This is a genomic window from Microbulbifer variabilis (assembly GCF_052468405.1).
The window spans coordinates 4,717,942-4,742,599 of sequence record NZ_CP174343.1; the positions used below are offsets into that span (position 1 = coordinate 4,717,942).

Genomic DNA, 24,658 nt, shown 5'->3' on the forward strand with positions numbered 1-24,658 from the left:
GAGGATTAGCCCAGTTGGGCTTTTACCAGCTTACTTACTGCGCCCATATCTGCACGGCCCTGTACCTGGGGTTTAACCTGGGCAATAACCTTGCCCATATCAGCCATGCTGCTGGCGCCTGTGTCTTGCACAGCGGAAGAGACGATTTCGTTGATTTCAGCCTCGGTCAGCTGCTTGGGCAGGAACTCCTGGATTACCTCGATCTCAGCCTGCTCCACTGCCGCCAGCTCGGCGCGGCCTGCCTTTTCGTACTGGGCGATGGAATCGCGACGCTGTTTGGTCATCTTGTCCAGCAGGGCGAGGATGCGGGCGTCATCAAGGTCGATGCGCTCGTCGACTTCAACACGTTTAACTTCGGCATTGATCAGGCGCAGGGTAGCCAGGCGCTCTTTGTCTCGCGCTTTCATTGCGTCTTTGGTGGCCTGGGTCAGGGTTTCCTTGAGAGTGCTCATAACGAGTGTTCCGGGATTGTTGGCAATGAATTTTGGTTTCGGGTGCTTAGAATAGCTTGTCTGCTGGTCGGGGGAAAATGCGTTAGCCCAAACGCAAAACGGCGCGCGAGTATGGCTCGCACGCCGTTCTTTATAGCTCCGCTACGAGCTGAGCCCGTCCGGCCGTCTCGCTGCGACAGGCTTATGCAGCCTGCGGCTCTTAGTAGAGACGCTGGAACTTGCGATTTTCGCGCTGAAGCTTTTTAGCGTGACGCTTAACAGCGGCAGCAGCTTTGCGCTTACGAACAGCGGTGGGCTTCTCGTAGAACTCGCGACGACGTACTTCAGACAGTACGCCTGCTTTTTCACAGGAGCGCTTGAAGCGGCGCAGGGCGATATCGAAAGGTTCGTTGTCTTTAATTCGTACAGAGGGCATTAGGATACCTGTTAAAATTCGTTTCTCTCGGCCATTCCGGCAATGCTCTCGCAGTTGCATCCGGTGGCCGGTTCACAGCGAGGGCGCAAATTCTAAACACTCCCCTACGGGATCGCAACCCCATTTTCAAGTATGATAACGGCCCCTCGAAGCAGTCACGAGTGTGAGATCAAGTGCGCGTCCTCGGTATAGAAACTTCCTGCGATGAAACTGGCGTAGCTATCTACGATTCAGAATCCGGCCTGCTAGGCCATGCCCTGTTCAGCCAAGTGGATCTGCATGCAGATTATGGTGGTGTGGTACCGGAGCTGGCGAGTCGCGATCATGTGCGCAAGCTGCTACCCCTGGTGCGCCAGGTAATGGCCAAGACCAATACCAAGCCCTCTGACCTGGATGGCGTAGCTTATACCGCGGGGCCTGGTTTGGTTGGTGCCCTAATGGTAGGTGCCTGTGCTGGCCGCTCCTTAGCATATGGTTGGGATGTTCCAGCGGTGGCGGTGCATCATATGGAAGGGCATCTATTAGCACCCATGTTGGAGGAAAACCCTCCGGCCTTTCCTTTTGTCGCCTTGCTGGTTTCCGGCGGACACACCCAGCTGGTGGAAGTGCGTGGTCTTGGTGACTACGAACTGATGGGGGAGTCCCTGGATGATGCCGCCGGTGAAGCCTTCGATAAGGCCGCTAAAATGCTCGACCTGGATTACCCAGGCGGCCCGCGTTTGGCTGCCCTGGCGGAGAAAGGTGACTCCAAACGCTTTACCTTCCCGCGCCCCATGACTGATCGGCCAGGGCTGGACTTCAGTTTTTCAGGTCTTAAAACCTTCACTCTGACTACCGTGCGCCAGCACGCCCTCGAAGATGGCTTGCCGGATGAGCAAACCTGCGCGGATATCGCTGCGGCCTTTCAAGAGGCCGTAGTGGATACCCTGGTGATTAAGTGTCGGCGCGCCATTAAGGCCTCCGGTTATAAAACCCTGGTGATTGCCGGTGGGGTTTCCGCAAATAAACAGCTGCGCGAGCGCCTGGAAACAAGTCTGAGCAAGGACGGTGCCAGTGTCTATTATCCGCGCCATGAATTTTGTACCGATAACGGCGCCATGATTGCCTATGCCGGTAGTTTGCGTTTAAAAGTCGGGGAGCAGACTGATTTAGCCGTGGATGTGCGCCCGCGCTGGCCTATGACAGAATTGCCCAAGACCGAACTTTAAAAATCCCAGGAGCAGCCTGGCAGTTAAAAAGAAAAGAGCCAATAAATGGATATTGTTTATATACGGGATTTAAAAGTGAATACCATTATTGGTATTTACGATTGGGAGCGGGAAGTGCGCCAGACCGTCAGCCTCGATCTGGAGATGGCTTTCGATATCAGTGAGGCGGCACGCACAGATAATATCGAGTACACACTTAACTATAAGGCGGTAGCCAAGCGCTTGATTGCCTTTATTGAAAGCAGTGAGTTCCTGTTGGTGGAGACCATGGCGGAGCAGGCTGCGGCAATTGTCAGGGAAGAGTTTTCAGTAAGCTGGCTGCGACTGCGTTTGTCCAAGCCGGGTGCGGTCAGGGGGTCCAGGGATGTGGGTGTCATTATTGAGCGTGGCGAAAGGCCAGCAAAAGGTGCAGCAGCGATGTCTGCGGGAGTGTAAACGTGGCTCAGGTGTATCTCAGCCTCGGCAGTAATATCAATCGCGCGCAACATATTCGCGCGGCTCTGGATGCCCTGGCCGGGCAGTTTGGCGAATTACAGGTGTCCCGGGTCTTCGAGAGTGAGGCGGTGGGTTTCCTGGGCGATAATTTTTACAACTTGGTAGTGGGGCTGCAAACTAACCTGCCGGTAGGGCAGCTGGCTCTTTGTTTGCGCGGTATCGAAGATGCCAATGGCCGCCTGCGCTCCGGACCCAAGTTCAGCGCGCGTACCCTGGATATTGATATTCTCACCTATGATCACCTGACCGGGATTGTCGACGGGGTAAAATTGCCACGGGGTGAGATTGTAAAAAACGCCTTTGTTTTGCAGCCTCTGGCAGAGATAGCACCGGAAGTACCGCACCCTGTTGAGCAAAAGACTTACCGGCAGCTTTGGGATGAGTACGATCAGGCTTCGCAGAAATTGTGGCCGGTAGAATTTATTTGGCCGTGATTCCAAAAAATTTTTAAAAAATGTAGATAAAAAAGCAGCCTTTAGAGGCTGCTTTTTTTGTCAGTAAAAATTAACTCAGGCTCATTAGCGCCTCTTTGGTAAACGGAGTGATTTCCTCCGCACGATCTTCACGTACCTTGGCGAACCAGTGTGGGTCCTGTAGTAGTGCACGGCCAACGGCAATCAGATCGAACTCCTGGTTGTCCATACGGCGGGTCAGTTCGCCTAGATCGGTAGGGTTGGCAGTACCGCCCATGCCCTGGTTGTTGCCGCCGATAAAATCATCGTCGAGGCCGACACTGCCGACGGAAATTACCGGTTTTCCAGTCAGCTCCTTGGTCCAGCCTGCCAGGTTGAGATCAGAGCCCTCGAACTCCGGCACCCAGAAGCGTCTTGAAGAAGCGTGGAAAATATCAACGCCAGCTTCAACCAGCGGTGTCAGGAAGCGTTTCAGTTCTTCCGGGTTTTGCGCCAACTTGGCTTCGTAATCCTGCTGCTTCCATTGGGAGTAGCGCAGCACTATGGCGAAATCTTCGCCTACGGCTTCACGTACCGCTTTGATAATTTCCACTGCAAAGCGGGTGCGATTTTCGATGGAGCCACCGTACTCGTCATCGCGTTGGTTGGTACCTTCCCAGAAAAACTGGTCGATCAGGTAGCCGTGGGCGCCGTGAATCTCTACACCGTCAAACCCAATTTCCTTGGCTGCTTTTGCCGCGTCCGCAAAAGCTTGTACAACTTCCTGGATGTCCTCTTTGCTCATCGCCTGGCCATTGGGCTTGCCAGGTTTGAATAGGCCTGAGGGGGAGTAGCCGGGTACTGATTTATCCGGGCCTATGCCCTCTTTGCGCACGGAACCTACGTGCCACAACTGTGGGATAATCTGGCCACCGGCAGCGTGTACTTCGTCTACCACTTTTTTCCAGCCGGCGAGAGCGGCTTCACCGTAGATTGCCGGTACATTCTCGTAGCCGTTTGCGGCTTTATGATTAACGAAGGTGCCTTCGGTAATAATTAGTCCCACTTCACCTTCAGCTCGGCGGCGGTAATAGCCGGCCACCTGGTCATTGGCTGAATAGCCCGGTGACATAGTGCGGGTCATGGGGGCCATTGCGACCCGGTTGCGCAGCTTTAGGGATTTATGCTCGAAAGGACGCAGTAGGTTGTCCAGGGAACCACTCATATTTCTCTCCTGAATGTCTCGATTCAACACTGGGACTCACTGGTCCCACTAGGTCACAATTAAAACGGTTGCGTTATAAGACCTTATTTTAAGGTTGAGTTCAATATCTGGTTTCGTATTGCAACTCTTTTGCCGGTATACTGGCTAGGGAGCCTCTGAACAACTCCGTAATGCCTCTGCGGGCCTTGAAGGCTGCAGATGTTAGGCGCAGCTCGCCGCGAATGGCCCTAGCCCTTGGCAAGAGCGGCAACGCAGCAGCTGTGGCCTTCAAGGCCCGCCCTTCGGGGCTTGCAGAGCGATTCACACTCCGCGTTGCGACTTCTTGAAAGGTCTAGACATTCCTGCGAAGCCGCGCCTTGATTGTGAACCGCTCTGCATGCCAGAGGTATCACGGAGTTATTCAGAGGCTCCCTATATGTCACGTAAACGCTTTGATGATCTTGATTGCTCCCTGGCTTGCGCCCTGAATGAGGTGGGGGACTGGTGGTCCCTGCTGATAATTAAGCAGGCGATGCTGGGTACCCGTCGTTTTGTGGACTTCCAAAGAAACCTGGGAATCGCCAAGAATATCCTTGTGGATCGGTTATCCCGTCTGGTGGATAACGAGGTGCTGGTGCGCTTTGATGCGGGTGAGCACGGCACACGCTACGAGTACCGCTTAACGGAAAAAGGTCGCGACCTGTTTACGGTGGTAATCGCCCTGCGCCAGTGGAATCTGCGCTGGAATGGCAATAAAGACGGCGTGCATCTGGTCGATAAAAACAGCGGCGAACCTATCCCTGAAATGGTTGTGCAGAATGCCCAAGGGCAAAAACTCAGTATTCGCGATGTATTATTTGTGGATGAAAATGGCCAGCCGCTAGAGCAGGCTGGCTAGCTGGCTTTTTGAGGGGCTCTATCAATCCTGGCTCTTGGACAGCAGTCTGATTATGTCCAGAGCCCTGCCCGGCTCCCAGCGCATAGCAGAGACAACGCCGTGCATGGCCAGTAGGCGCTGGTCTATTTCCCCTTTCTCTTGAAGTTTCTGTAATTTCTCTGCGGCCTCGGTAAAGCCGTGCTTCTCATAAGTGAGTAGTAATTTGACGGTCTGCTCCACCGGGGTGACTTGACGTGGAACTGGGGTATACCCCATCGCCCTTACCATACTCTCAGCCGCCAGCCAGGTGGACCAGGGGTTTTGTCCGGTAATAAGCTGGCCATCCACGCTGACTTGTTCCAGGTAAGTGGGCCCAGCCTGGAACACCGCGCCTTGCTTACGTAAGCGATCCTCCAGCAGGAATGGAAATCGTTGCTTGGCGTCGGGAATAAGAAAAAGCTCCTCTTCGTTAGTAAAAGCACTAATCTGCCGATCGGCGATCAAGGGCTCGCCATTATCCAGGGTGACATTGGCAAGGGCTGCTGGCCCGTGGCAAACCGCTCCGATAATTTTGCCGCTGCTATAGATTTCCCGCACCAGGGACTGGATATGGGGATTGTCGGGGAAATCGAACATGGTGCCTTTACCGCCGACAAAAAATACTGCCCGATAATCCTCTGCCGATACCTGATCGATAGGAATACTGTTGTTGACCTTTTGTTGTGCCTCCGGGTCATTGAGAAAGGCATAGTCGAAAGGCCCAAGGTCATCTTTATCGATCACCGCAGGCGGTTTGCCGCCTCTGGGACTGGCAATATCGACAATAAATCCGTTGGCCGAAAAGATGTAATAGGGGCGTGCCAGTTCCGTTAACTCATAACCAGTGGCCTTGCCACTATCTCCCATCGTTTCAGTACTGGTGACAACAGCTAAGATTTTTCCTCGGCTTTCCCTGGGTAATTGTTGTAAATACGGTAGATCACTGACCGTCGTAGTGGAAAAGTCCTGCTCTTGGGGTGGAATTAGGCCCTTAATCCAAATAATAAAACCAAAAAATACCGACAAAGTCAGTGCCAGGGAAATAACAATTTTCTTCAACATATTAATCTCCAAAATTGCGGTAGCAGACGGAAAATCTTCTAGTGAGTTCGTAGGAGAATAAGGGGTGGAAGGTGAAATTCAGGTGAGATTGTAGTTGCTAAATAGGAAGAAATAATAAACTGCACTCGGGATCGTATAAGGCATGGGTGCCAATTCACTGTTCGTCTCGAGCGCAGTATGTTTTTGCGGTAAAAATCTGGACCTTAGAAAACTACTGTGTAAAAGACAGAGCACACTGATAAATATTTTTTCGACATTTGACGGCGATGGTCCAATTTAAGGCTTCACAGATTCTCTTGGCCAGGAAAAGGCCTTGACCTATACCGTCACTGCCCTCCCTCTTTTGGCCGGGCAAGAGGGAGGTTTCTAAATCTAATTGGTTGTCTGTGGCGTTCTCAAAAAAGAGTGTGTTCCCCTTATAGGTAATAACCAATTTAGGGTTGGAAGCGTGCTGTAATGCATTGCTGATTAAGTTATCGACTAGCAGACTTACCAGGTGTCGATTGGCCAGGACTCTGACTTTGTGCCCTAACTTTAAATCAACATGAAACTGCTTTTGTACAATTACCTGGTGTTGAACTAAAAGACGCTCCTCCAGTAAAGCACGCAATGGGATATCTTCCGACTGTAGAGATTCTGAGCGGGCGAGGGCCAATAGTGTCTTAACAGTTTTTTCCATACCGGCAACAGTTTCTAATAGCTCATTTTTCTCAGCTTTAGTCATTTCCCGATTTTGACTGAGAGCCAGTGTGCTTTTCAGAATGGTTAGCCCGGTGCGCAACTCATGGCTTGTATCCCGGGTAAACTCAGTTTCCCTGCGCAATGTCAGCTTGAGCTGGTTAAGTGTATCTTGCAACGTACTTGCGAGATAACCGATTTCATCTTGTTCATTGTTATAGGGCAGGGAAATTTGAGAATCGCAGTTTCTCTGCCGCTTAACTGCTTTAGCGAGGGTTACTACAGGTGCGATGGTTTTACGGGAAATACGAAAAGCACAATAGAGGGCTAAGAGTAGGGTCAAGATACAGGCGCTTGCAAAGAGCCAGAGAAGTTGCGAGGATTGCCGCGTAACAGTGAGTAATTCACTGACTTCAGCTACGAGAACGGCGGAATCGTTGCCCGGAAAATGTACTCTGCGCAGATGGAAGTGATGTTCCGTATCACTAAACCATTCTGCCTTTTCTGCATGACTTGGTAGGGCAGTGCGCAGTTCAGTAGGAATTACTTTGCTTTCAGTGTATAGCGTTAAATAGGGTAGGCGTGGCTCTGGGATTGTTTTAGCCTGTTTTGCCTGCTGTTCGAGGTAGCGGACTTCCCCGACCAATAAGTTATCGAGTAAATGGTCTTCAATTACATAGGCCACCATCATACAGATGGCAAAAAACACCAAACATAGCAGCAGGGTAAAACTGCCAAAAATAGCGAAGACCTTCCTCTGTAAATTACTGGTTTCGCGCATTGGGAATTTCCAACTGATAACCGAGATTGGTGATAGTTTTCAACATGGGAACCAGGAAAGGCTTATCCAATGTTTGGCGAAGACTATAAATGTGGGATTTTAAGGCGTCTGTTTCTGGGGGTTCGTCACCCCAAATATGGTGGATGATTGCCGAGCGGCTTACTGGTGCTGGCGACGCCTGGGCGAGCATAGTGAGAATGCGAAAACCGATAGTTGTCAGGGGCAGAGGTTGTTTATCCCGGTAGGCGGTTTGCTGGCGCTGGTTTATCTGTAAATCACCCACCTTGATTTCTTCACTGGTATGCAGCTGGTGTCTACGTGCCAGGGCGCGGCATCTCAGTATCAGTTCCCTTGGTTCGAAGGGCTTACATAAGTAGTCATCGGCACCGATACCAAATCCGCGTTCTTTATCTGCGAGAGCATCGCGGGCAGTTAACATCAGAATTGGCATGTTAACTGGCGCTTGTGCCTTGATCTTTTCACAGACCTCCAAGCCGTCTATATCCGGCAGGCCCAGGTCGAGAATGATCAGGTCGAAGATTTGTTCCAGGGCCAGCTGTAAACCCTGGCGACCCCGATGGGCGTAATCTATCTGCCAGCCCTCAGCATGTAGGAATTCGGCAATCTGGCGGGCGATAGTGAGGTTATCTTCAATCAACAATATCTTCAGTGAGGGCACCGGCAAACCTCTTGTGGCAGAGTAAGTTGCCAAACATTCTGACAGAGTGTCGGTGAAATTGAAGTGAAGCCCCGCTCTAGATGTTGAGGTTGCGGCCGCCGTCAACAGCAATAATCTGGCCGTTGATATAGGGGGCGTCACAGACCAGGAAGCGCACGGTTTTGGCGATATCGCTGGGGTCACCGGTTCGGGCCAAAGGAATACGCTGGGTGATCTGTGCTTTCTTGGCTTCGTTAGTTGCCTCTTGCTCTGGCCAAAGAATGGCACCGGGGGCGACTGCATTGACCCGGACCTGGGGAGACAGCTCCAGAGCGAGGCTTTTTGTCAGCATTACCAGCCCAGCCTTGGCGGCGCAGTAAATAGTGTGCTCGGGCATCGGGCGCTCGGCGTGGATATCCGCCATATTAACAACGCAGCCCTGTTGTTGGCTGAGTGTTTCTTTCAGGGCCTGAATGAGAAAGAAGGGGACTTTGAGGTTGCTGCCTACCAGCCGATCCCAGTCCTCCTCGGTCGCCTTTCCCACAGGTGTGGGGTGAAATGCTGAGGCATTGTTGACCAGAACATCGATACCGCCCCAGGCCTCTTGTGCGCGCTGGGCCAGATTGGAACAGGCTTCGGCGCTATTCAATTCACTGTGCAACGCTATGGCAGAGTTGGGGCGAAGTCGGTTCAGCTCGTTTGCCAGGGCCTTGGCTGCATCAGCCGAGTTGCGATAGTGAATAACAACCCTGTGATCTCTATGCAGCTCTTTGGTAATAGCACGGCCCAAGCGTGCGGCAGCACCGGTAATCAACACATTACGCAATGTAATTATCCTTTATTTTGGCGATTGCCTTGATGCGCTCCCGGTCCAGTGCCTGCCCCAGCTTCGCACCCTGGTAGCCCTGTTTAATCAACTCCTCGGCAGTTACCGCCGATGCTGCTTCGCGAGCGGCACGTAAAAAGTCCACTTGTGGATAATCTCTATTCTCCAGCCCCTCACGACCCCGGGCATCTGCCTCGCAGGCGCGTAGAAAGTTTTCAAATCGCTCGGGACGTCGCAAGGCATCCAGACTGCGGATCATTTTCATAATGGTCTGTGGGCGCAATTCGAAGGCCCTGTGGCAATGCAGGTGGTATTCACAGACCCCGATAGCCAGTGCAGTCAGGTCTTTCGGGGTACGCCAGCGCTCACAGACGGCCTTTACCAGGGGCACGCCGGCGGATTCGTGGCCGTGGTGGCTAGGGAGAATCTCTTCGGGAGTTAACCCCTTGCCTAAGTCGTGCAGTAAGACTGCGAATCGTACTGGTAGCTCGGCAGGGGCGTTGTTAAGTGCCAGTAAAACATGCTCACCAGTATCCACTTCAGGGTGATGCTCTGGTGGTTGGGGGACACCGAACAGGTTCTCCAGCTCAGGAAGCAGGATGGACAGGGCGCCGCACTCCCTCAGTACCTGAATGAAGACATCGGGGTCGGGCTCGGTAAGGGCGCGGCTTACTTCCTTCCAGATTCGCTCCGCTACCAGATATTCAACCTCTCCAGCCTCGACCATTTGGCGCATAAGCGCCATTGTCTCCGATGCAACAGTAAATCCAAGGTGGTGGTAGCGCGCCGCAAAACGGGCTACACGCAGGATGCGCAACGGATCTTCGGCGAATGCTGTGGATACATGGCGAAGTAGCCGTGCTTCTAGATCGGCTTGCCCACCGTAAGGATCAATCAGGGCACCATCCTCTGATTCAGCGATCGCGTTGATAGTAAGGTCGCGGCGTTGCAGGTCCTCTTCAAGAGTAATACTGGCATCCGTATTTACGGAGAAGCCACCGTAGCCGCGTCCGCTCTTACGCTCTGTTCGCGCGAGTGCATACTCCTCGCCGGTCTCCGGGTGTAGAAAAACGGGGAAATCTTTTCCTACAGGATGGAATCCAAGATTCAACATCTGTTCTGGACTACCCCCAACTACCACCCAGTCGTGCTCGGTTACAGGGCGTTTAAGTAATTTGTCGCGTACTGCGCCACCAACGAGATAGGTCTTCAATAGAATCGCTCCAAGGCTGGAGAAACCGGTTTCCCGGTGAAGAGTTGCACTGCCATAAATCCATTGGTTCCGGCACTGCCCATTAAACAGGATATTGGGCAGGAATTTCAGGGAAGGTAGGAGTGAGATTTTGGCAAGATAAAAAAAAGGCCCCGAAAAAACAAGGGGGCCCAGGGTCTTAGGGTATTCGCTTAGCAAACATCTAATTGCCAAAAGTGGGGTATCTGACTTACCGGCCACCCCACTGGAGAGGATCAGGCGACACGTCAGGTGTCGCGTAATCTATGGCCATTCTATGAGACCTGTCATACCTGTCAACTATATCTTTTAGTATTTTTTGAGGGGGTTGTTTCGCTGTTCGTTAATAAATTACATGGACCGAATTTCGGGCTGGTTTTGCAGCATTAAACAGCATAATTTAAAGGGGCGGTTCTATTGGGCAGGATAATTTCGCGCCTGACTTCGGGGGATGGGGTCTGGGCGTGAGAGGCTGATCTGAGCATCAAGGACTGCAGTTGTTGGGGAGAAAAAATAATATGAGCGAACTACATGTGCTAACCACCGGCGAAGCAGCCAGGTATTGCGGCGTCAACTTCCGTACGGTGATTCGCTGGATAGAGCGCGGGCAACTCAAGGCTTACAAACTTCCAGGTCGCGGTGACCATCGTATTTGTGTGGAGGATTTCGTTGGTTTCCTACGTGATAACTCCATGCCTGTTCCAAACGATCTAGCAGTGCCCAGCCGTAAGGTACTGTTGGTAACTACAGACCCCGAACTGACCTCGTCGGGAATCCAAGCCTTAAAGAATATAGGCTGTGAGATCGAAGTTGCAGGTGATAGCTTCTCTGCTGGTATTTTGTTAGCTGATGCCAAACCCACTCTGTTAGTGATTGATGCGAGTTTGGTCGGCGATGGCGGCTTCCAGGTTCTGGATTATTTGAGAAGCCGCAGTGAGTACGCTAACCTGCGTATTCTGGTTGTGCCCTCTGACGATGATCTGGATAAGGCTCGTTGGTTGGATGCGGGGGCCGATGCCTTGTTGGCAAATCGCGAGGAGCGAGGAGAGCTGGCGGCTAAAGCGAAGTTGTTACTGGAAGCTGACGACTAAAGTATATCAAGCTGCGACTGGCTTAGTTTCCCACCCCTTCTGTGCGGGACCTGCCTATAGGCAGTCCCGTGCTGAACGCTTAAATAGGTTTCGGGATTAACATAGACTCCTCTTCTCCCTCCTGGCGGTCGCGACCTTGCTCGGGGCAGTGAAAGCTGGCCATAACCTCATCACCATTCAGGCTGTTGAGGTGTACATCAAAACCCCAGAGTCTGTGTAAGTGCTTGAGCACTTCAGTAGTTTCCTTACCCAGAGGGCGGCGCTGGTACTGGGTGTGATGTAAGGTCAATGAGCGATCGCCGCGAGTGTCTACTGAGAAAACCTGGATATTGGGCTCTCGGTTACCCAGATTGTATTGGCCTGCGAGATTCTCCCTTAGTTGTCGATAGCCGCTATCGTCATGAATTGCGCTGACAACGATTTCATTCTCCTTGTCGTTGTCGCTGATACAGAAGAGCTTCATATCGCGCATTACTTTCGGAGAGAGGAACTGCAAGATAAAACTCTCATCCTTGAAATCTCGCATGGCAAATTGCAATGTTTCCCGCCAGTTACTTCCTGCGATATCGGGGAACCAACGACGATCCTCATCAGTAGGGTTTTCACAGATTCGCCTCAGGTCACTGAAAATACTGAACCCCAGAGTGTAAGGATTTATTCCACTGTAGTGGGGGCTATCAAAGCCAGGTTGGTAAATTACGTTGGTGTGGCTTTGCAAAAATTCCATCATAAAGCCTTCGGTCACCCTACCTCGCCGATATAGCTCTGTTAGCAGAGTGTAATGCCAAAAAGTAGCCCATCCCTCATTCATTACCTGGGTCTGGCGCTGTGGATAAAAATACTGGGCTAACTTGCGGACAATACGCACCAGCTCTCGCTGCCAGTTTTCTAAAAGTGGTGCATTTTTTTCAATAAAGTAAAGGATGTTTTCCTGAGGCTCTTCTGGAAAGCGTTTTTCCTGGGTTTCCTCGGTGCCTTCTCCAAGTTTGGGGATAGTCCGCCATAGATCATTGAGTTGCCGTTGCCGGTATTCTTCGCGCTCTTGCTGCTGGCGCTCCTCTTCAATTGCAGAGATGGGATAAGGCCTCTTGTAACGATCTACGCCATAATTCATTAAGGCATGACAGGAGTCGAGTACTGCCTCTACCTCATCAAGGCCATAGCGCTCTTCACAACGGGAGATATAGTTCTTGGCAAAAATTAAGTAATCAATGATACTGCCGGCATCTGTCCAAGAGCGAAATAGGTAATTGCCTTTGAAGAAAGAATTGTGCCCGTAGGAGGCATGGGCAATAACCAATGCTTGCATCGTCATGGTGTTTTCTTCCATGAGATAAGCAATGCAGGGGTTGGAATTGATAACAATTTCGTAGGCTAACCCCATAAGGCCGCGCTGGTAATTATTTTCGACGCTGATGAATTGTTTGCCAAAAGACCAGTGGTGATACCCCACTGGCATCCCTACCGATGAATAGGCATCCATCATTTGCTCAGAGCTGATCACTTCGATCTGATTGGGGTAGGTATCCAGACCAAACTCTTCCGCTAGCTCGCTAATGGCGCAGTCATACTCCTGGATCAGTTCAAAGGTCCATTCAGAAGAAGTGGAAATAGGGCCAGAAGAATCAGATTTTTGTGAGTCGCTGCCGCTGGCAAATGTTTCTAGCATCGAGCGGTTACCTTTTGGCTAAACAACTGTCGAAAGACCGGATAGATATCCTGGACATCCACAATTTGTTCCATGGCAAAATGATTTGGGAATAGTGCGCGAACACTTTCATATTCTTCCCAGAGGGCCTGGTGATCTCGTGGGGTAATCTCTACATAAGAGTAATATTGAACATGAGGCATGATGTCATCAATCAGGATTCTATGGCAGGTACTGGAGTCGTCATTCCAGTTGTCACCATCAGAAGCCTGGGCACCATAAATATTCCATTCGCTAGCCGGATAGCGTTCGCGCATGATTCTTCGCATTAATTTTAACGCACTGGAAACTATAGTTCCGCCAGTCTCCCGTGAATAAAAAAACTCCTCTTCATCCACTTCTTTGGCACTGGTGTGATGGCGGATAAATACGACTTCGGTATATTCATAACTGCGCTGAAGAAAAAGATAAAGTAATAGGAAGAAGCGCTTTGCCATATCCTTAGTTGCTTGATTCATCGAGCCAGAAACATCCATCAAGCAGAACATGACAGCCCTAGAGCGCGGCTTGGGCTGGCGAATTAGTAAGTTGTATTTAAGGTCAAAATCATCAAGGAACGGCACACGACTGATACGCTGGCGCAACTCGATGATTTCATTTTTAATTGCCTCTATCTTTCGTTGATCACGCAAGGCGGAATCTTTCCGTTCCTCCATATCCAAGGAGTGCTCCAGCTCACGTAGTACCCGCCTTTTATTACTGGTAAGAGCGATACGGCGTGCATGAGCAGCCCTCAGGGAGCGAATGACATTGAGCCGGCCGGGTGTGCCTTCATTGCTGATGCCGGCACGAACTATCTGGAAGGACTCATTACCGGCCAGTCGGCGCTTGATCATATTGGGCAGCTGTAGCCCTTCAAACATAAAATCGAGGAACTCTTCTTGAGATATCTGGAAAACAAACTCATCTACGCCCTCACCACTATCACTGGCACCACCTCCGCCACCATCACCACCTCTTTGGCTTTGGCGAGGGATTCGGTCACCAGTAGTGAACTCTTTATTACCTGGAAGTACCCGTTCAATATGCCCACCGGCACCGTGAGAGAATAGTGGTTCGCTGATATCCCTGGTCGGGATACTAATGCGTTCGCCCTTGTCCATGTCCATGATGGAGCGGCTATTCATGGCGTCTCCGACAGCTTTCTTTATATGGGCTTTGTAGCGCCTCAAGAAACGTTGACGATTAACCGTGCTTTTCTTCTTTCCATTCAGGCGACGGTCGATGATATAGCTCATATTTCTGCCTTTGGGCGGATAAACTCACCGGTCAATTGGCCTGGAATTTGTTCAGAAATATCCTAGTGGACTCGCTTAGTTCTGGGTAACTGTCGGATATTTTGTTAAGGCCAGCTGGCTTGGTTCCCCGTGTAAAGGTGAGCTTTCCTTGGGGAAAGCCCTCCCACTGTGCTTTGAGGTCACTGCGATTTACGGACACGCAGATACCATTCAGACAATAAGCGTACTTGCTTCTCGGTATATCCGCGCTCGACCATTCGAGCAACAAAATCCGCATGCTTACGCTTGTCATCTGCAGAAGCTTTAGTATTGAAGGAAATTACTGGCAGGAGATCCTCGGTATTGGAGAACATCTTCTTCTCAATAACTGCACGTAATTTCTCATAGGATCTCCAGTCAGGATTTTTTCCCTGATTATTCGCCCTTGCGCGCAATACAAAGTTGACTATTTCGTTACGGAAATCCTTAGGGTTAGATATTCCGGCGGGTTTTTCCGTTTTCTCCAACTCCTCATTGAGCGCGCCTCGGTCGAGTATCTCGCCAGTCTCAGGGTCGCGGTATTCCTGATCCTGAATCCAGAAGTCAGCATAGGTGACATAGCGATCAAACAAGTTTTGGCCATATTCTGCGTAGGATTCCAAGTAGGCAGTTTGTATCTCTTTTCCAATAAACTCGACATATCTTGGAGCTAGGTACTCCTTGATGAATCCAAGATATGTTTCCTGGATTTCTGGAGGGAATTGCTCTTGTTCAATTTGCTGCTCCAATACATAGAGTAAGTGAACAGGGTTGGCTGCAACTTCCGTTGCATCAAAGTTGAAGACCTTGGAGAGAATTTTGAACGCAAAGCGTGTAGATAGGCCGTTCATCCCCTCATCAACGCCAGCGTTGTCCCGATATTCCTGAATAGTCTTTGCCTTAGGGTCGGTGTCCTTTAGGTTTTCTCCATCGTAAATCCGCATTTTGGAGTAAAGACTAGAGTTCTCAGGATTTTTGATTCGGGACAGCACGGAAAATTGTGCCAGCATTCTCAGAGTATCCGGCGCACAAGGCGCTTTAGAGAGAGAGCTGTTTTCCAATAGTTTTTGGTAAATTTTGATTTCTTCCTGGACTCTCACACAGTAAGGCACTTTGACAATATAAATTCGATCTAGAAAAGCTTCATTATTGCGGTTATTTCGAAATGATTGCCATTCGGACTCATTGGAATGTGCCAGGATTGTGCCATTGAAAGGTATAGAGCCGAGTCCCTCGGTGCTGTTGTAATTGCCCTCCTGGGTGGCGGTTAGCAAGGGGTGAAGCACCTTGATTGGCGCCTTGAACATTTCAACAAATTCCATCAATCCCTGGTTGGCGCGACAGAGGCTGCCTGAGAAGCTATAAGCATCGGGATCATTTTGTGGAAAATCTTCGAGCTTGCGAATATCTATTTTGCCAACCAGAGAGGATATGTCTTGGTTGTTTTCGTCTCCGGGCTCTGTTTTGGATATTGCGACTTGATCCAGGATAGAAGGTCGAATTTTTACTACCCGAAATTTACTGATATCTCCCTTGAACTCATGCAACCGTTTAACAGCCCATGGGGACATAATGGTATTGACATATCGCCTGGCGATACCATAGTCCTCTTCCAGGATTCGACCGTCTTCGCTAGGTGAGAATAAACTCAAAGGTGATTCAAATACAGGTGATCCCTTGATTGCGTAAATTGGCACCTGTTCCATTAGGGCCTTTAAGCGTTCAGCTAGTGACGATTTACCTCCTCCTACAGGTCCAAGCAAATAAAGAATTTGTTTTTTCTCTTCCAGGCCCTGGGCTGCATGTCGAAAGAAAGAAACAATCTGCTCTATGGCTTCTTCCATACCATAAAATTCGCTGAATGCTTTGTATCGCTTGATGACTTTATTACAGAAAATTCGAGATAAGCGTGGGTCGCGAGAGGTATCTATTAATTCTGCCTCACCAATTGCCATTAACATTCGCTCTGCAGGAGATGCATAGGCGCTGCGATCAGTTTTACATAACTCCAGATACTCCTGGATGCTGAGTTCCTCATCTTGGATTGACTCATACCTTTCCAGGTAGTGGTTGAAAATTGTCACGGTATTTACCTCCCTGTAGCCTAGTGGGCAGAGCTCAGCGTCCTGCTTATCAATTAGAGTCAGTGCACTGGTTGTTTCTAAGGTTGCACCGCTTGTACACATATGGTGATCAATATGTGAAGCGGCATAGCAATCGCCTTGTCTGAGATAAGCTCGGCAAAAGCGCAATTGATTGTTGCCGTTACTATCCTTGTTCTTCCCTGGGGTATACGGAACTGACCCCAGCTATTCCAGCATAGCTTTCAGTCTCATCACGGCACGGTATTGTTATCTAGATGGGTTGAATATAACGGCAGTTTTAAGTTTTATTCGTACTCTTTTAGAAGTGGGTAAAGCTCGAAGGAAGTAAAATGGCGATTCTAGTGACTGGTGGTGCCGGCTACATTGGCAGTCACACATGCATAGAGTTACTTGGTGCTGGCTTTTGGCCAGTTGTTGTGGATAACCTATCGAATAGCAGCCGGGAAGTGCTGAATCGTGTCGAGATGATTTCTGGGCAAAAGGTGCTATTTGATGACTTTGATATTGGCGATCAAGAGGAGCTTCGGAAAGTCTTTTCAGAATGTGAGATTGAAGCTCTAATTCATTTTGCTGGTATGAAGGTAGTAGGAGGTTCTGTCGAGCAGCCGCTACGTTATTGTCAGAATAATGTAGCAGGTATCCAGGCTCTTATAGAAGTGATGGAGGAATTTGACGTATTTCGAATGATCTTCAGTTCTTCTACAACTGTCTACGAGGAACCTGACACGGTGCCGATTAAAGAAGATTTTAAAACTGGAGCTACTAATCCCTATGGTGCCAGCAAGCTCGTCAAGGAGGGCATACTGCGAAATATCTGTGTCGTTCCTGGGAGCTACTGGAAAGTAAGTTTGTTATGCTACTTTAACCCTATTGGTGCACATAAAAGTGAAAGAATAGGTGAGGATCCTCGAGGAATCCCCAATAATCTTTTGCCGTATGTATCTCAAGTTGCTGTTGGACGCGGTCCTTACCTACTGGTTTTTGGTGATGATTATGAAACTGTAGATGGGACAGGTGTTCGGGATTATATACTGATCTAGCTCTGGGACATTTAGCAGCCCTAGAACTACTTAGAAAGCCCACAACAGACCAGGGTTGCTTTATCCATAACTTGGATACTGGCCAGGGAAGTTTTGTGTTGGAAGTCGTAAAGGCATTTGAAAAACCAGTGGTAGAGAAATTCCTTATGAAATTGTACCGCGTAGACCTGGGGATATTGTGGAATGCTATGCGGATACTGAGCTGGCTGAAAAGCGGAATATGACCTGATACAAATGGTTGAAGATGCATAGCGTTGGCAATCACAAAACCCGGGGGGATATAGCTCGTAATATCGACTCCCTGTAGAAAACCCTAACTGCTTGGTCTAACTTAACAGTTGAGGTTTGCTAATTTGCAGTAAAGTCGTAAGTATTTAATTTTTTATAGGCTGCAATCTAGGCAGAAGAACTCCTCATCATCCAACCGCATTGCCGTAAGGTAACCACCCCAAACGCATCCCGTATCTAGTGCATAGATATTTTTAGTATCGGCACGCCCCTCCAGAGCTGCCCAGTGGCCAAAGATAATTTTTTCATTCTTACTTTTTCTGTTCGGAAAGCTAAACCAGGGCTTGTAATCGGCATGCGCGGCTTGAGGTCCTCGTTTGGTCACTAAATCTAAGGTGCCATCTGCTTTACAAAAACGCATTCGTGTAAAGTAGTTGGTTATGGAACGTAACCTTTCGATACCGATAAGATGGTCATTCCAGCAATGTGGTTCATTACCATACATCCCATAAAAATAAGCTTTTGCCATAGCTTCATCAGACAGGGCATGCTCAACTTCGCGAGCAAGCGCCGCTGCCTTGGTTACACTCCAAATGGGAGGAATCCCTGCATGAACCATGGTGTACCCCTTTTTGTGTACTAGAAGGGGAAGACCTTGAAGCCAGTTTAGTAGCTGGTCTGAGCCTTTGGCTTTCAGGATTTTAGCTAAGTCATGCTCTTTTTCAGAAAGATGTTTGGCTCCATGGGCCAGAGCTAAAAGGTGTAAGTCGTGGTTGCCTAGAACGGCGGTTACCTGATGACGGTACTCATACAAAAAGCGCAAAGTGCCAAGACTGTCGTCCCCACGATGAACAAGATCTCCAGCAAGCCACAATTTGTCACGATCAAAGCGGAAGTGGATTTTCTTTAGTAGCCGTTGTAATGGCTCAAAGCAACCCTGAATATCTCCAATGGCGTAAGTAGCCAAATTTTCGTCCCCTAAATTGGCTTGTTATTTTTTTGTTTTTCAAGCTGTGTACAGAAATTTGCTAATCGGACAAATTCTTCAACACCGAGGGTTTCAGGGCGACGGCTGGCATCTACCGGGAACGAGTTTACATCCAGTTCTGGATATAGCGGTTTTAAAGCATTGCGCAGTGTCTTGCGACGTTGCTGAAAAGCTACATTGACAATTCGCTCCAGCAGCTTCTCATCCTCGGCAATGAACGGAAGTTTTTCATGAGGAGTAAGGCGTACGATTGCAGATTCTACTTTAGGTGCTGGTTGGAATGATTGGGGGGGCACTGGAAAAAGTCCCTGAACACGGCAGTGATATTGCACCATGACACTCAGACGGCCAAAGGATTTGTTACCCGGAGTGGCGCTGAGGCGGTCGACGACTTCCTTTTGCAGCATAAAGTGCATATCCCGCACTTTACCTTTGAAGCTGAGTAAGTGGAAAAGTAATGGCGTAGAAATGTTATAGGGCAAATTGCCAACTATGCGTAAAGGTGAATCTGCTGCAAATTCTCCAAAGTCAAATTTGAGGGCATCCTGCTCAATAATTTTAAACTGGAGATAATTCCTAAACTTAAACTGCAGTAAGGGTATTAAGTCCCGGTCTAGTTCAACTGCAGTTAGGGAAGGGCATCGTTGGAGGAGAAGCTCTGTAATCGCACCTTGCCCGGGACCAATTTCTACGAGTTTGTCGGATTCTTTTGGGGCTACGGCGCGTACAATACGTTCAATGATATTTTCATCGACTAAAAAATTTTGGCCAAAACGTTTACGGGCTTTGTGCTGGAAAAAACTGTCCATTAAATAATCTATACTTGAAGCTTTTTTGGGTTGATATATACGACAAAAGGGAGAGCCACTTTGCAAATACTGCGAGGTAGCTCACCGAGTAGCCAATTCAATAGCTTGCGCCAAAGCTGCCTCCAAACTACCACTGTCGGCATCGCCAGTACCAGCAAGATTCAGCGCGGTACCGTGGTCTACTGATGTACGGATAAAAGGCAGCCCAAGGGTAATATTTACAGCTTTACCGAACCCCTTGAATTTTAACACCGGCAGCCCCTGATCGTGATACATGGCCAATACTGCGTCACAGTGAGTTAATTGCGGGGGTGTAAAGAGTGTATCGGCAGGTAAGGGGCCAAGGAGCTGGATGCCCTCTGCTCGCAAGCTATTCAGAGCTGGTTCTATCACCTCTATTTCTTCCATACCGAGGTGACCGCCTTCCCCTGCATGCGGGTTTAAGCCGCATACCCCGATGCGAGGAGATTCGATCCGGAACTCATTGGTCAGGCTTTTGTGTAGAATTTGAATGACCTGTGTGAGGCGCTCTCCTGTGATAGCTTTACTGACATCTTTTAGAGGGAGATGTGTAGTCACCAATGCCACGCGCAGCTTTTCAGCTGCTAGCATCATTACGACTTGCTCAATACCCGCTTGCTCAGCAAAAAATTCGGTATGCCCACTAAATGGGATGCCTGCATCGTTGATCACTCCTTTGTGTACGGGGCCGGTTACTAAGGCATTAAATTGTCCTCTCAAGCATCCTTTAGCTGCAGCCTCCAGAGTGCTCAAAACATAGGGAGCATTGGTAGTACTCAATTGACCTGGCTTGGCACTGCTGGCCATTTGGATTTCTTGAATATATAGGCAGCCGGGTGGAGTAGCCGATGCTGCTGAATCAGGAGAGAAGGGTAGTAATGTCAGTGGGAGACTGAGAATGCTGGCGGCCTGGTATAGTAGTTCTGGATCTGCAATAGCTACTATTTGTGAGCTGCTGCCCTGCTGTGCCACTTTAACTGCTAATTCTGGGCCTATACCTGCGGGTTCCCCTGGGGTTAGTGCAATTTTGGTGGTCATTTGGTGGGCCAATTCCTTGATCAATAAAAAACCGGGCGCTTAGGCCCGGTTTTGGGATTCTAAAAGGATGAGTGCTACTGTTGCTCTTTTTCGGTCGAGTCTTTGTTTCCATCCTGCAGCTTAATTTCAACATAAGCCTGATCGCGAATTTCACGGCGCCAATTTTGAAGTTCTTCTTCGTAGCGACGGTTACGTAACAAGTTGGCAGCTTGATTGCGTATATATTGATCAGTCATATCTTGCTTGCGCCGGTCCTCAACTTTCAGGATATGCCAGCCAAATTGGCTGCGAAACGGCAGACTGATTTCGCCAATATTAGTGGTGTCCATTGCCTGGGTAAATTCTGGTACAAATTGACCAGGCATAGACCAGCCTAGATCCCCTCCGGCGAGCATTGAGCCTATATCTTCAGAGTTTTCCCGGGCTAATTTATCAAAATTATCATTGGCCATGGCTTCCTCGCGCATGGCGATCAGTTTGTTATAGGCCTCGTCATCGGTGAGGATGGCGGATGGCTTCAACAGAATATGACGAACCTTAGTCTGTTCCACCAGCTGTTCGTTAGCACCTTTCTGGGCGTGAATCTTGAGTAAATGGAAGCCGGCATCGCTGCGGAAAGGCTCTGTTACATCTCCTACTTTCAGGCCGTTGAGCGCATCTGCAAACAGGGTCGGCAGTTCCACTGTCTTACGCCAGCCTAGATCACCACCGGCTAGAGCATTTTGCCCAGCGGAGTTGGCGATAGCCAAGCGACGGAAATCAGTACCCTCACGTGCTTGCTCAGCAAGCTCTTCTGCCTTTTCGCGAGCTTGGGTCACCTCACTGGATGGTGCGCTGGAGCTTATGGGAATCAGGATGTGACCGAGCTCAAACTGCGGTGACTTCCAGAACTCTCCTTCTTTGGAGCGAAGGAAGTTGTCGATATCCTGATCTGTGATTTGGATTCTACGGTTGACACTGCCTTGTTCCACGCGGCGAATCATCAACTCTTGGCGGACTTGCTGGCGAAAGCTCTTTATGGTCATACCATCTGCACGAAGGCGCTGGCGGAATTCTTCCGGGCTGACACTGGCATTCTGTTGAACTCGTGCGATGGCTTGATCAAGTTCAGACTCAGAGATAGTGACGCCTGCGCGCGAAGCCATTTGCAGCTGTAGTCTTTCGACAATCAGCTGCTCAAGTACTTGGCGGCGTAAAACTTCAATAGGGGGCGCCTGGACCTGCTGTGCCTGGATCTGGCTGGCAATAGTATTCAAACGCTGGGCCAGCTCACTGGCCATCACAACATCCTCATCAACAACGGCGACTACTCGGTCCAGGGTTTGCACTTGTGCTGTAACAGTACCGGCGATCAGTGCGCAGGCAGCCAGAACGGATGACAGACTCAATTTAGTCACAAATTTCTGCATTATTCTCATCACGGTTTCAGCTTTTCTCTCTGATCAAAGTTAGCAATCCCCTTGGTTAGCAGCTGGGTTACAGTAGCCCCGAACCCGGCCAAGCCTTTCAATTGTACTTCCAGGAAGATGCCTTCCTCATACTCCAGGTCTTCAGGTGCCACTACACCGGCTAAATCATTATCCAGGGTGCGGCTCCATACCAAGCGTGCACGATAGCAGCAATCGTCATATTCGATGCCTGCCAAGTATTGCAGTTCCCTGTCCAATGTTAAATCGTAGGAAGCGCTAGCCATTATAGAGGTATGGGTGCTGATAGGCAGGACCGCGGAGCTGTTAAGTTGTCGAGTGGATGAATCGTCATCATTACTCTCCTCATCTGGGAAGAGCAGCGTATCATCTCGCTCATAGTAATAGCTTAGATTGAAGATTCGAGCACTATCGTCAAAGTACCTGAGGCTGAAATTGCCTCGGTTTACATTGTGTTCAGTGTCATCGTAAACAAACTCACTTCCAATTCGGAGGGACTGTATTGGGCGGCTTTCTAGCCGGGCGGCGAGTTCAGAGCGGGGAGTGTTTTCTACTAATTCTGTTAACCCAATTTGTGTGTCGCTGGAGTAATAGGCTTGGCCAATACTGGCAGAAAAAAGGTCGCGCCCGCTAATTGGATCAATAAAGCGAGTGGTGAGTCCTAGGGCGATTCGACTTGCATCGTCAATCCGGTCATTGCCAGTAAAGCGGCTGCTGCGGAATAGTTGGTCATAACTGAAGGTAAACAGTGACGTATCGTAGAGTAGATTGTTACTTAGTGGATTGACAGAAACTTCATAGTCAAAAACTTCATCTTTACTGATATCGAAAAAATCATCTTGATTAGCGTTGCTGCTGATCAACGTAAACAAGCGGGGTTCAAGTGTGTGGATAAAATCTCGATTAAAAATAAAAGTATCCCGCTCGAAATATAAGCCTGTATCCAAAGTGAACTGGGCGGCGGCAGCATCGGGTGTATCGTTGGCTCCTTCCGGCAAGAAGAGATCACTGACTTGGTAGCCCAAGTAACGACCGGCGACACCCGGTTTGAAATAGCCCCATAGCCACTCTTTATCCCAAAAGAGCTCGTAATCCAGGCGTAACCTATCTGCATTGATAAAATTGTTAGTACGTTCGGTCACACTTAGGGGATCGTCAGTATCAGCAATAAATCTGATTGTTTGGGTATCCTGATGTCTCCAGATTGTGGCTTCATTTTGCATGGAGAGCAGCCAGTCCCCCCAGCGATAGTTACCGTCTACATCCAAGCGTGGCAGCTGGGCGAAGGTATCAAAGCGGTCATTTTGCAGGACTTGATAGTCCTGGGCACGCAAAGTCACTATCCAGTTTTCTGAGTTCAAACTACCCTGGGCTGTTTGGGAAACCTGGGTTTCAGCATTAATCCCCAGATTGGCTGTACTTAAATCGCGGAAATAGTCTGGATCGCTGACCTTGGTGAAATCAATATTTGTACGCCAAAGGCTACCGCTATAGCCGCCCTGTTGCTCGAGATTGAATAACCAGCGGTCCTCGCCTTTGTAAGGCAGTACCAGGTCTTCGGGGAAGCCCCTGTTGATCAGCTTGCGGGATAGGTCATCGTTGCCACCTTTATCTTTTGGCAAATCTGCAACACGGATTTCGCTGTTGAATAAAGGGCTCAGGTGTCGGAACTCTGCCTCCAGGCCATTACCCCGATACTGGATATAACGCGGGGTAATTGTGGCATCCATTTGTGGCGCGATATTCCAATAGTAGGGAATAGCGAGGTCCCAGCCGTTCTTATCACTGTTGCTCAAAGAGGGAAAGAGGAAGCCCGACATACGGGCATCTCCCACTGGAAAGCGGAAATAGGGAGCGTAGAACACCGGAACGTCCATGATTTCCAGGCGGACATTTCGAGCTGTACCCTGGCTTTCTACCTCATCGATATTGATTTCACCGCCAATCAGCCGCCAAAACTCCTTTCCCGGCTCACAGCGGGTATAAGTGCCGTCTGTTAGGGTGAGTTCACCACTGGTCTGGCGTGCTGCGTAGGCCGCGTCGCCATGGATGTATTCATCGTGAATAACGTAAGAGGCATCTTCAATCGATGCTGCCTCACTGTCAGTGTGTACCTCAGCCGAAGCCCCACGGATCAATAAATTCGGCTCACGCAGCTCTACGGCTCCGCTTAGGTAGGCGGTATGGTTTTGCTGATTGAGGTCAACCCGGTCGGCAAATAATTGGCGATATCCCTGGGTGATATGCACATTACCGCTTAATTCTGCGGTGCCATCATCAAGTACCTGTGATCTTTCGGCGGTGGCACGCAGAGGGGCATTCTCGGGAGGAAGATCTGCATCAGGATAGTTTCTCGGAGGGGGAATAAAGGCCCCTGAACATATAGCCGGTATCCTGGCCCTCTCTTCGGGGGTAAGCTCTGAGCGGGGTAGCCAATCGAGGTACAAATAAGGATTGTAGTTTGGGTCTTCGTAAGCATTACCCTGGTTGGCGTGTGCCCACAGGGGGGTTGCGGCAATTAAGCCGATTGCGAAAGTACGGGTGTGTGAATAATTAGCAATCGCGAGTGCTAGGCGACGCCACCGGGGGACTTCATGCATCAATCGATAGGTTCCGGCTATTCTTAAAT

Annotated in this window: 21 protein-coding genes and 1 pseudogene; 6 read left to right on the forward strand and 16 right to left on the reverse strand. The window is 49.6% G+C overall.

What is annotated here, in order from left to right:
* Positions 1-5 precede the first annotated feature (5 nt).
* Together ACJJJB_RS21250 and rpsU are read right to left on the reverse strand one after the other, a co-directional pair.
* Complete coding sequence (locus ACJJJB_RS21250; RefSeq protein WP_020411531.1) at positions 6-452, reverse strand: GatB/YqeY domain-containing protein; 447 nt, start codon at positions 450-452, stop codon at positions 6-8.
* A gap of 199 nt (positions 453-651) precedes the next feature.
* Positions 652-867 (reverse strand): 30S ribosomal protein S21, encoded by a 216-nt coding sequence (rpsU, locus tag ACJJJB_RS21255; RefSeq protein ID WP_020411530.1) that lies wholly within the window; start codon positions 865-867, stop codon positions 652-654.
* A gap of 173 nt (positions 868-1,040) precedes the next feature.
* Here rpsU and tsaD point away from each other — a divergent pair, with 173 nt between their 5' ends.
* From tsaD to folK, 3 genes are read left to right on the forward strand one after another with little or no spacing between them, the layout of a single operon-like run.
* Complete coding sequence (tsaD, locus tag ACJJJB_RS21260) at positions 1,041-2,075, forward strand: tRNA (adenosine(37)-N6)-threonylcarbamoyltransferase complex transferase subunit TsaD (protein ID WP_020411529.1); 1,035 nt, start codon at positions 1,041-1,043, stop codon at positions 2,073-2,075.
* A 45-nt stretch (positions 2,076-2,120) separates the two neighbouring features.
* A complete protein-coding gene (folB, locus tag ACJJJB_RS21265) occupies positions 2,121-2,510 on the forward strand; it encodes a dihydroneopterin aldolase (RefSeq protein ID WP_020411528.1) in 390 nt (129 codons plus the stop codon).
* Between the two features lie 2 nt (positions 2,511-2,512).
* Complete coding sequence (gene folK / locus ACJJJB_RS21270) at positions 2,513-3,004, forward strand: 2-amino-4-hydroxy-6-hydroxymethyldihydropteridine diphosphokinase (RefSeq protein WP_282951784.1); 492 nt, start codon at positions 2,513-2,515, stop codon at positions 3,002-3,004.
* Positions 3,005-3,074: 70 nt separating this feature from the next.
* Here folK and ACJJJB_RS21275 read toward each other — a convergent pair whose 3' ends face one another.
* Complete coding sequence (locus ACJJJB_RS21275) at positions 3,075-4,187, reverse strand: NADH:flavin oxidoreductase (protein ID WP_282951783.1); 1,113 nt, start codon at positions 4,185-4,187, stop codon at positions 3,075-3,077.
* Positions 4,188-4,602: 415 nt separating this feature from the next.
* Here ACJJJB_RS21275 and ACJJJB_RS21280 point away from each other — a divergent pair, with 415 nt between their 5' ends.
* Positions 4,603-5,064: a winged helix-turn-helix transcriptional regulator gene (locus ACJJJB_RS21280; protein WP_026304897.1), complete on the forward strand. Its 462-nt coding sequence runs from the start codon at positions 4,603-4,605 to the stop codon at positions 5,062-5,064.
* Positions 5,065-5,085: 21 nt separating this feature from the next.
* Here the strand turns inward: ACJJJB_RS21280 and ACJJJB_RS21285 are convergent, their stop codons facing one another.
* The 5 genes from ACJJJB_RS21285 to ACJJJB_RS21305 all read right to left on the reverse strand — a co-directional run bounded on the left by ACJJJB_RS21285 (position 5,086) and on the right by ACJJJB_RS21305 (position 10,300).
* Complete coding sequence (locus ACJJJB_RS21285; RefSeq protein WP_445365463.1) at positions 5,086-6,144, reverse strand: type 1 glutamine amidotransferase domain-containing protein; 1,059 nt, start codon at positions 6,142-6,144, stop codon at positions 5,086-5,088.
* A gap of 211 nt (positions 6,145-6,355) precedes the next feature.
* The gene (locus tag ACJJJB_RS21290) at positions 6,356-7,603 is read right to left on the reverse strand and encodes a sensor histidine kinase (RefSeq protein WP_353377070.1); all 1,248 of its coding nucleotides are present in this window, start codon (positions 7,601-7,603) and stop codon (positions 6,356-6,358) included.
* A complete protein-coding gene (locus ACJJJB_RS21295) occupies positions 7,587-8,282 on the reverse strand; it encodes a response regulator transcription factor (protein WP_444945770.1) in 696 nt (231 codons plus the stop codon). Before ACJJJB_RS21295 ends, ACJJJB_RS21290 begins: the two co-directional genes overlap by 17 nt.
* 76 nt (positions 8,283-8,358) lie before the next feature.
* Positions 8,359-9,078, reverse strand: coding sequence for a pteridine reductase (locus tag ACJJJB_RS21300; protein ID WP_342664441.1), 720 nt, complete (start codon positions 9,076-9,078; stop codon positions 8,359-8,361).
* 1 nt (position 9,079) lies between these two features.
* On the reverse strand, positions 9,080-10,300 hold the full coding sequence (locus tag ACJJJB_RS21305) for a multifunctional CCA addition/repair protein (RefSeq protein WP_026304896.1): 1,221 nt from the start codon (positions 10,298-10,300) through the stop codon (positions 9,080-9,082).
* A 536-nt stretch (positions 10,301-10,836) separates the two neighbouring features.
* On the opposite strand from ACJJJB_RS21305, the gene ACJJJB_RS21310 reads away from it, so the two are divergent.
* A complete protein-coding gene (locus ACJJJB_RS21310) occupies positions 10,837-11,409 on the forward strand; it encodes a helix-turn-helix domain-containing protein (RefSeq protein WP_020411519.1) in 573 nt (190 codons plus the stop codon).
* Positions 11,410-11,488: 79 nt separating this feature from the next.
* Here the strand turns inward: ACJJJB_RS21310 and ACJJJB_RS21315 are convergent, their stop codons facing one another.
* The 3 genes from ACJJJB_RS21315 to ACJJJB_RS21325 all read right to left on the reverse strand — a co-directional run bounded on the left by ACJJJB_RS21315 (position 11,489) and on the right by ACJJJB_RS21325 (position 16,457).
* Positions 11,489-13,078 carry a SpoVR family protein gene (locus ACJJJB_RS21315; RefSeq protein ID WP_020411518.1) on the reverse strand — a complete coding sequence of 530 codons (1,590 nt, stop codon included), beginning with the start codon at positions 13,076-13,078 and terminating at the stop codon, positions 11,489-11,491.
* Complete coding sequence (locus ACJJJB_RS21320; RefSeq protein WP_020411517.1) at positions 13,072-14,355, reverse strand: YeaH/YhbH family protein; 1,284 nt, start codon at positions 14,353-14,355, stop codon at positions 13,072-13,074. Before ACJJJB_RS21320 ends, ACJJJB_RS21315 begins: the two co-directional genes overlap by 7 nt.
* 179 nt (positions 14,356-14,534) lie before the next feature.
* Positions 14,535-16,457, reverse strand: a complete 1,923-nt coding sequence (locus ACJJJB_RS21325) for a PrkA family serine protein kinase (RefSeq protein ID WP_026304895.1) — start codon at positions 16,455-16,457, stop codon at positions 14,535-14,537.
* Positions 16,458-16,807: 350 nt separating this feature from the next.
* Here ACJJJB_RS21325 and galE point away from each other — a divergent pair.
* Positions 16,808-17,770, forward strand: a pseudogene (galE, locus tag ACJJJB_RS21330) (UDP-glucose 4-epimerase GalE).
* Positions 17,771-17,900: 130 nt separating this feature from the next.
* Here the strand turns inward: galE and ACJJJB_RS21335 are convergent.
* The 5 genes from ACJJJB_RS21335 to ACJJJB_RS21355 all read right to left on the reverse strand — a co-directional run bounded on the left by ACJJJB_RS21335 (position 17,901) and on the right by ACJJJB_RS21355 (position 24,629).
* Positions 17,901-18,713: a symmetrical bis(5'-nucleosyl)-tetraphosphatase gene (locus tag ACJJJB_RS21335; protein ID WP_282951777.1), complete on the reverse strand. Its 813-nt coding sequence runs from the start codon at positions 18,711-18,713 to the stop codon at positions 17,901-17,903.
* Positions 18,714-18,724: 11 nt separating this feature from the next.
* Entirely contained in the window at positions 18,725-19,543 is an 819-nt protein-coding gene (rsmA, locus tag ACJJJB_RS21340) for a 16S rRNA (adenine(1518)-N(6)/adenine(1519)-N(6))-dimethyltransferase RsmA (protein WP_353377117.1), read from the reverse strand.
* Between the two features lie 81 nt (positions 19,544-19,624).
* Positions 19,625-20,602, reverse strand: a complete 978-nt coding sequence (gene pdxA / locus ACJJJB_RS21345; protein ID WP_353377067.1) for a 4-hydroxythreonine-4-phosphate dehydrogenase PdxA — start codon at positions 20,600-20,602, stop codon at positions 19,625-19,627.
* A 74-nt stretch (positions 20,603-20,676) separates the two neighbouring features.
* The gene (locus ACJJJB_RS21350) at positions 20,677-22,020 is read right to left on the reverse strand and encodes a peptidylprolyl isomerase (protein WP_040628036.1); all 1,344 of its coding nucleotides are present in this window, start codon (positions 22,018-22,020) and stop codon (positions 20,677-20,679) included.
* On the reverse strand, positions 22,020-24,629 hold the full coding sequence (locus ACJJJB_RS21355; RefSeq protein WP_445365464.1) for an LPS-assembly protein LptD: 2,610 nt from the start codon (positions 24,627-24,629) through the stop codon (positions 22,020-22,022). Before ACJJJB_RS21355 ends, ACJJJB_RS21350 begins: the two co-directional genes overlap by 1 nt.
* Positions 24,630-24,658 lie beyond the last annotated feature (29 nt).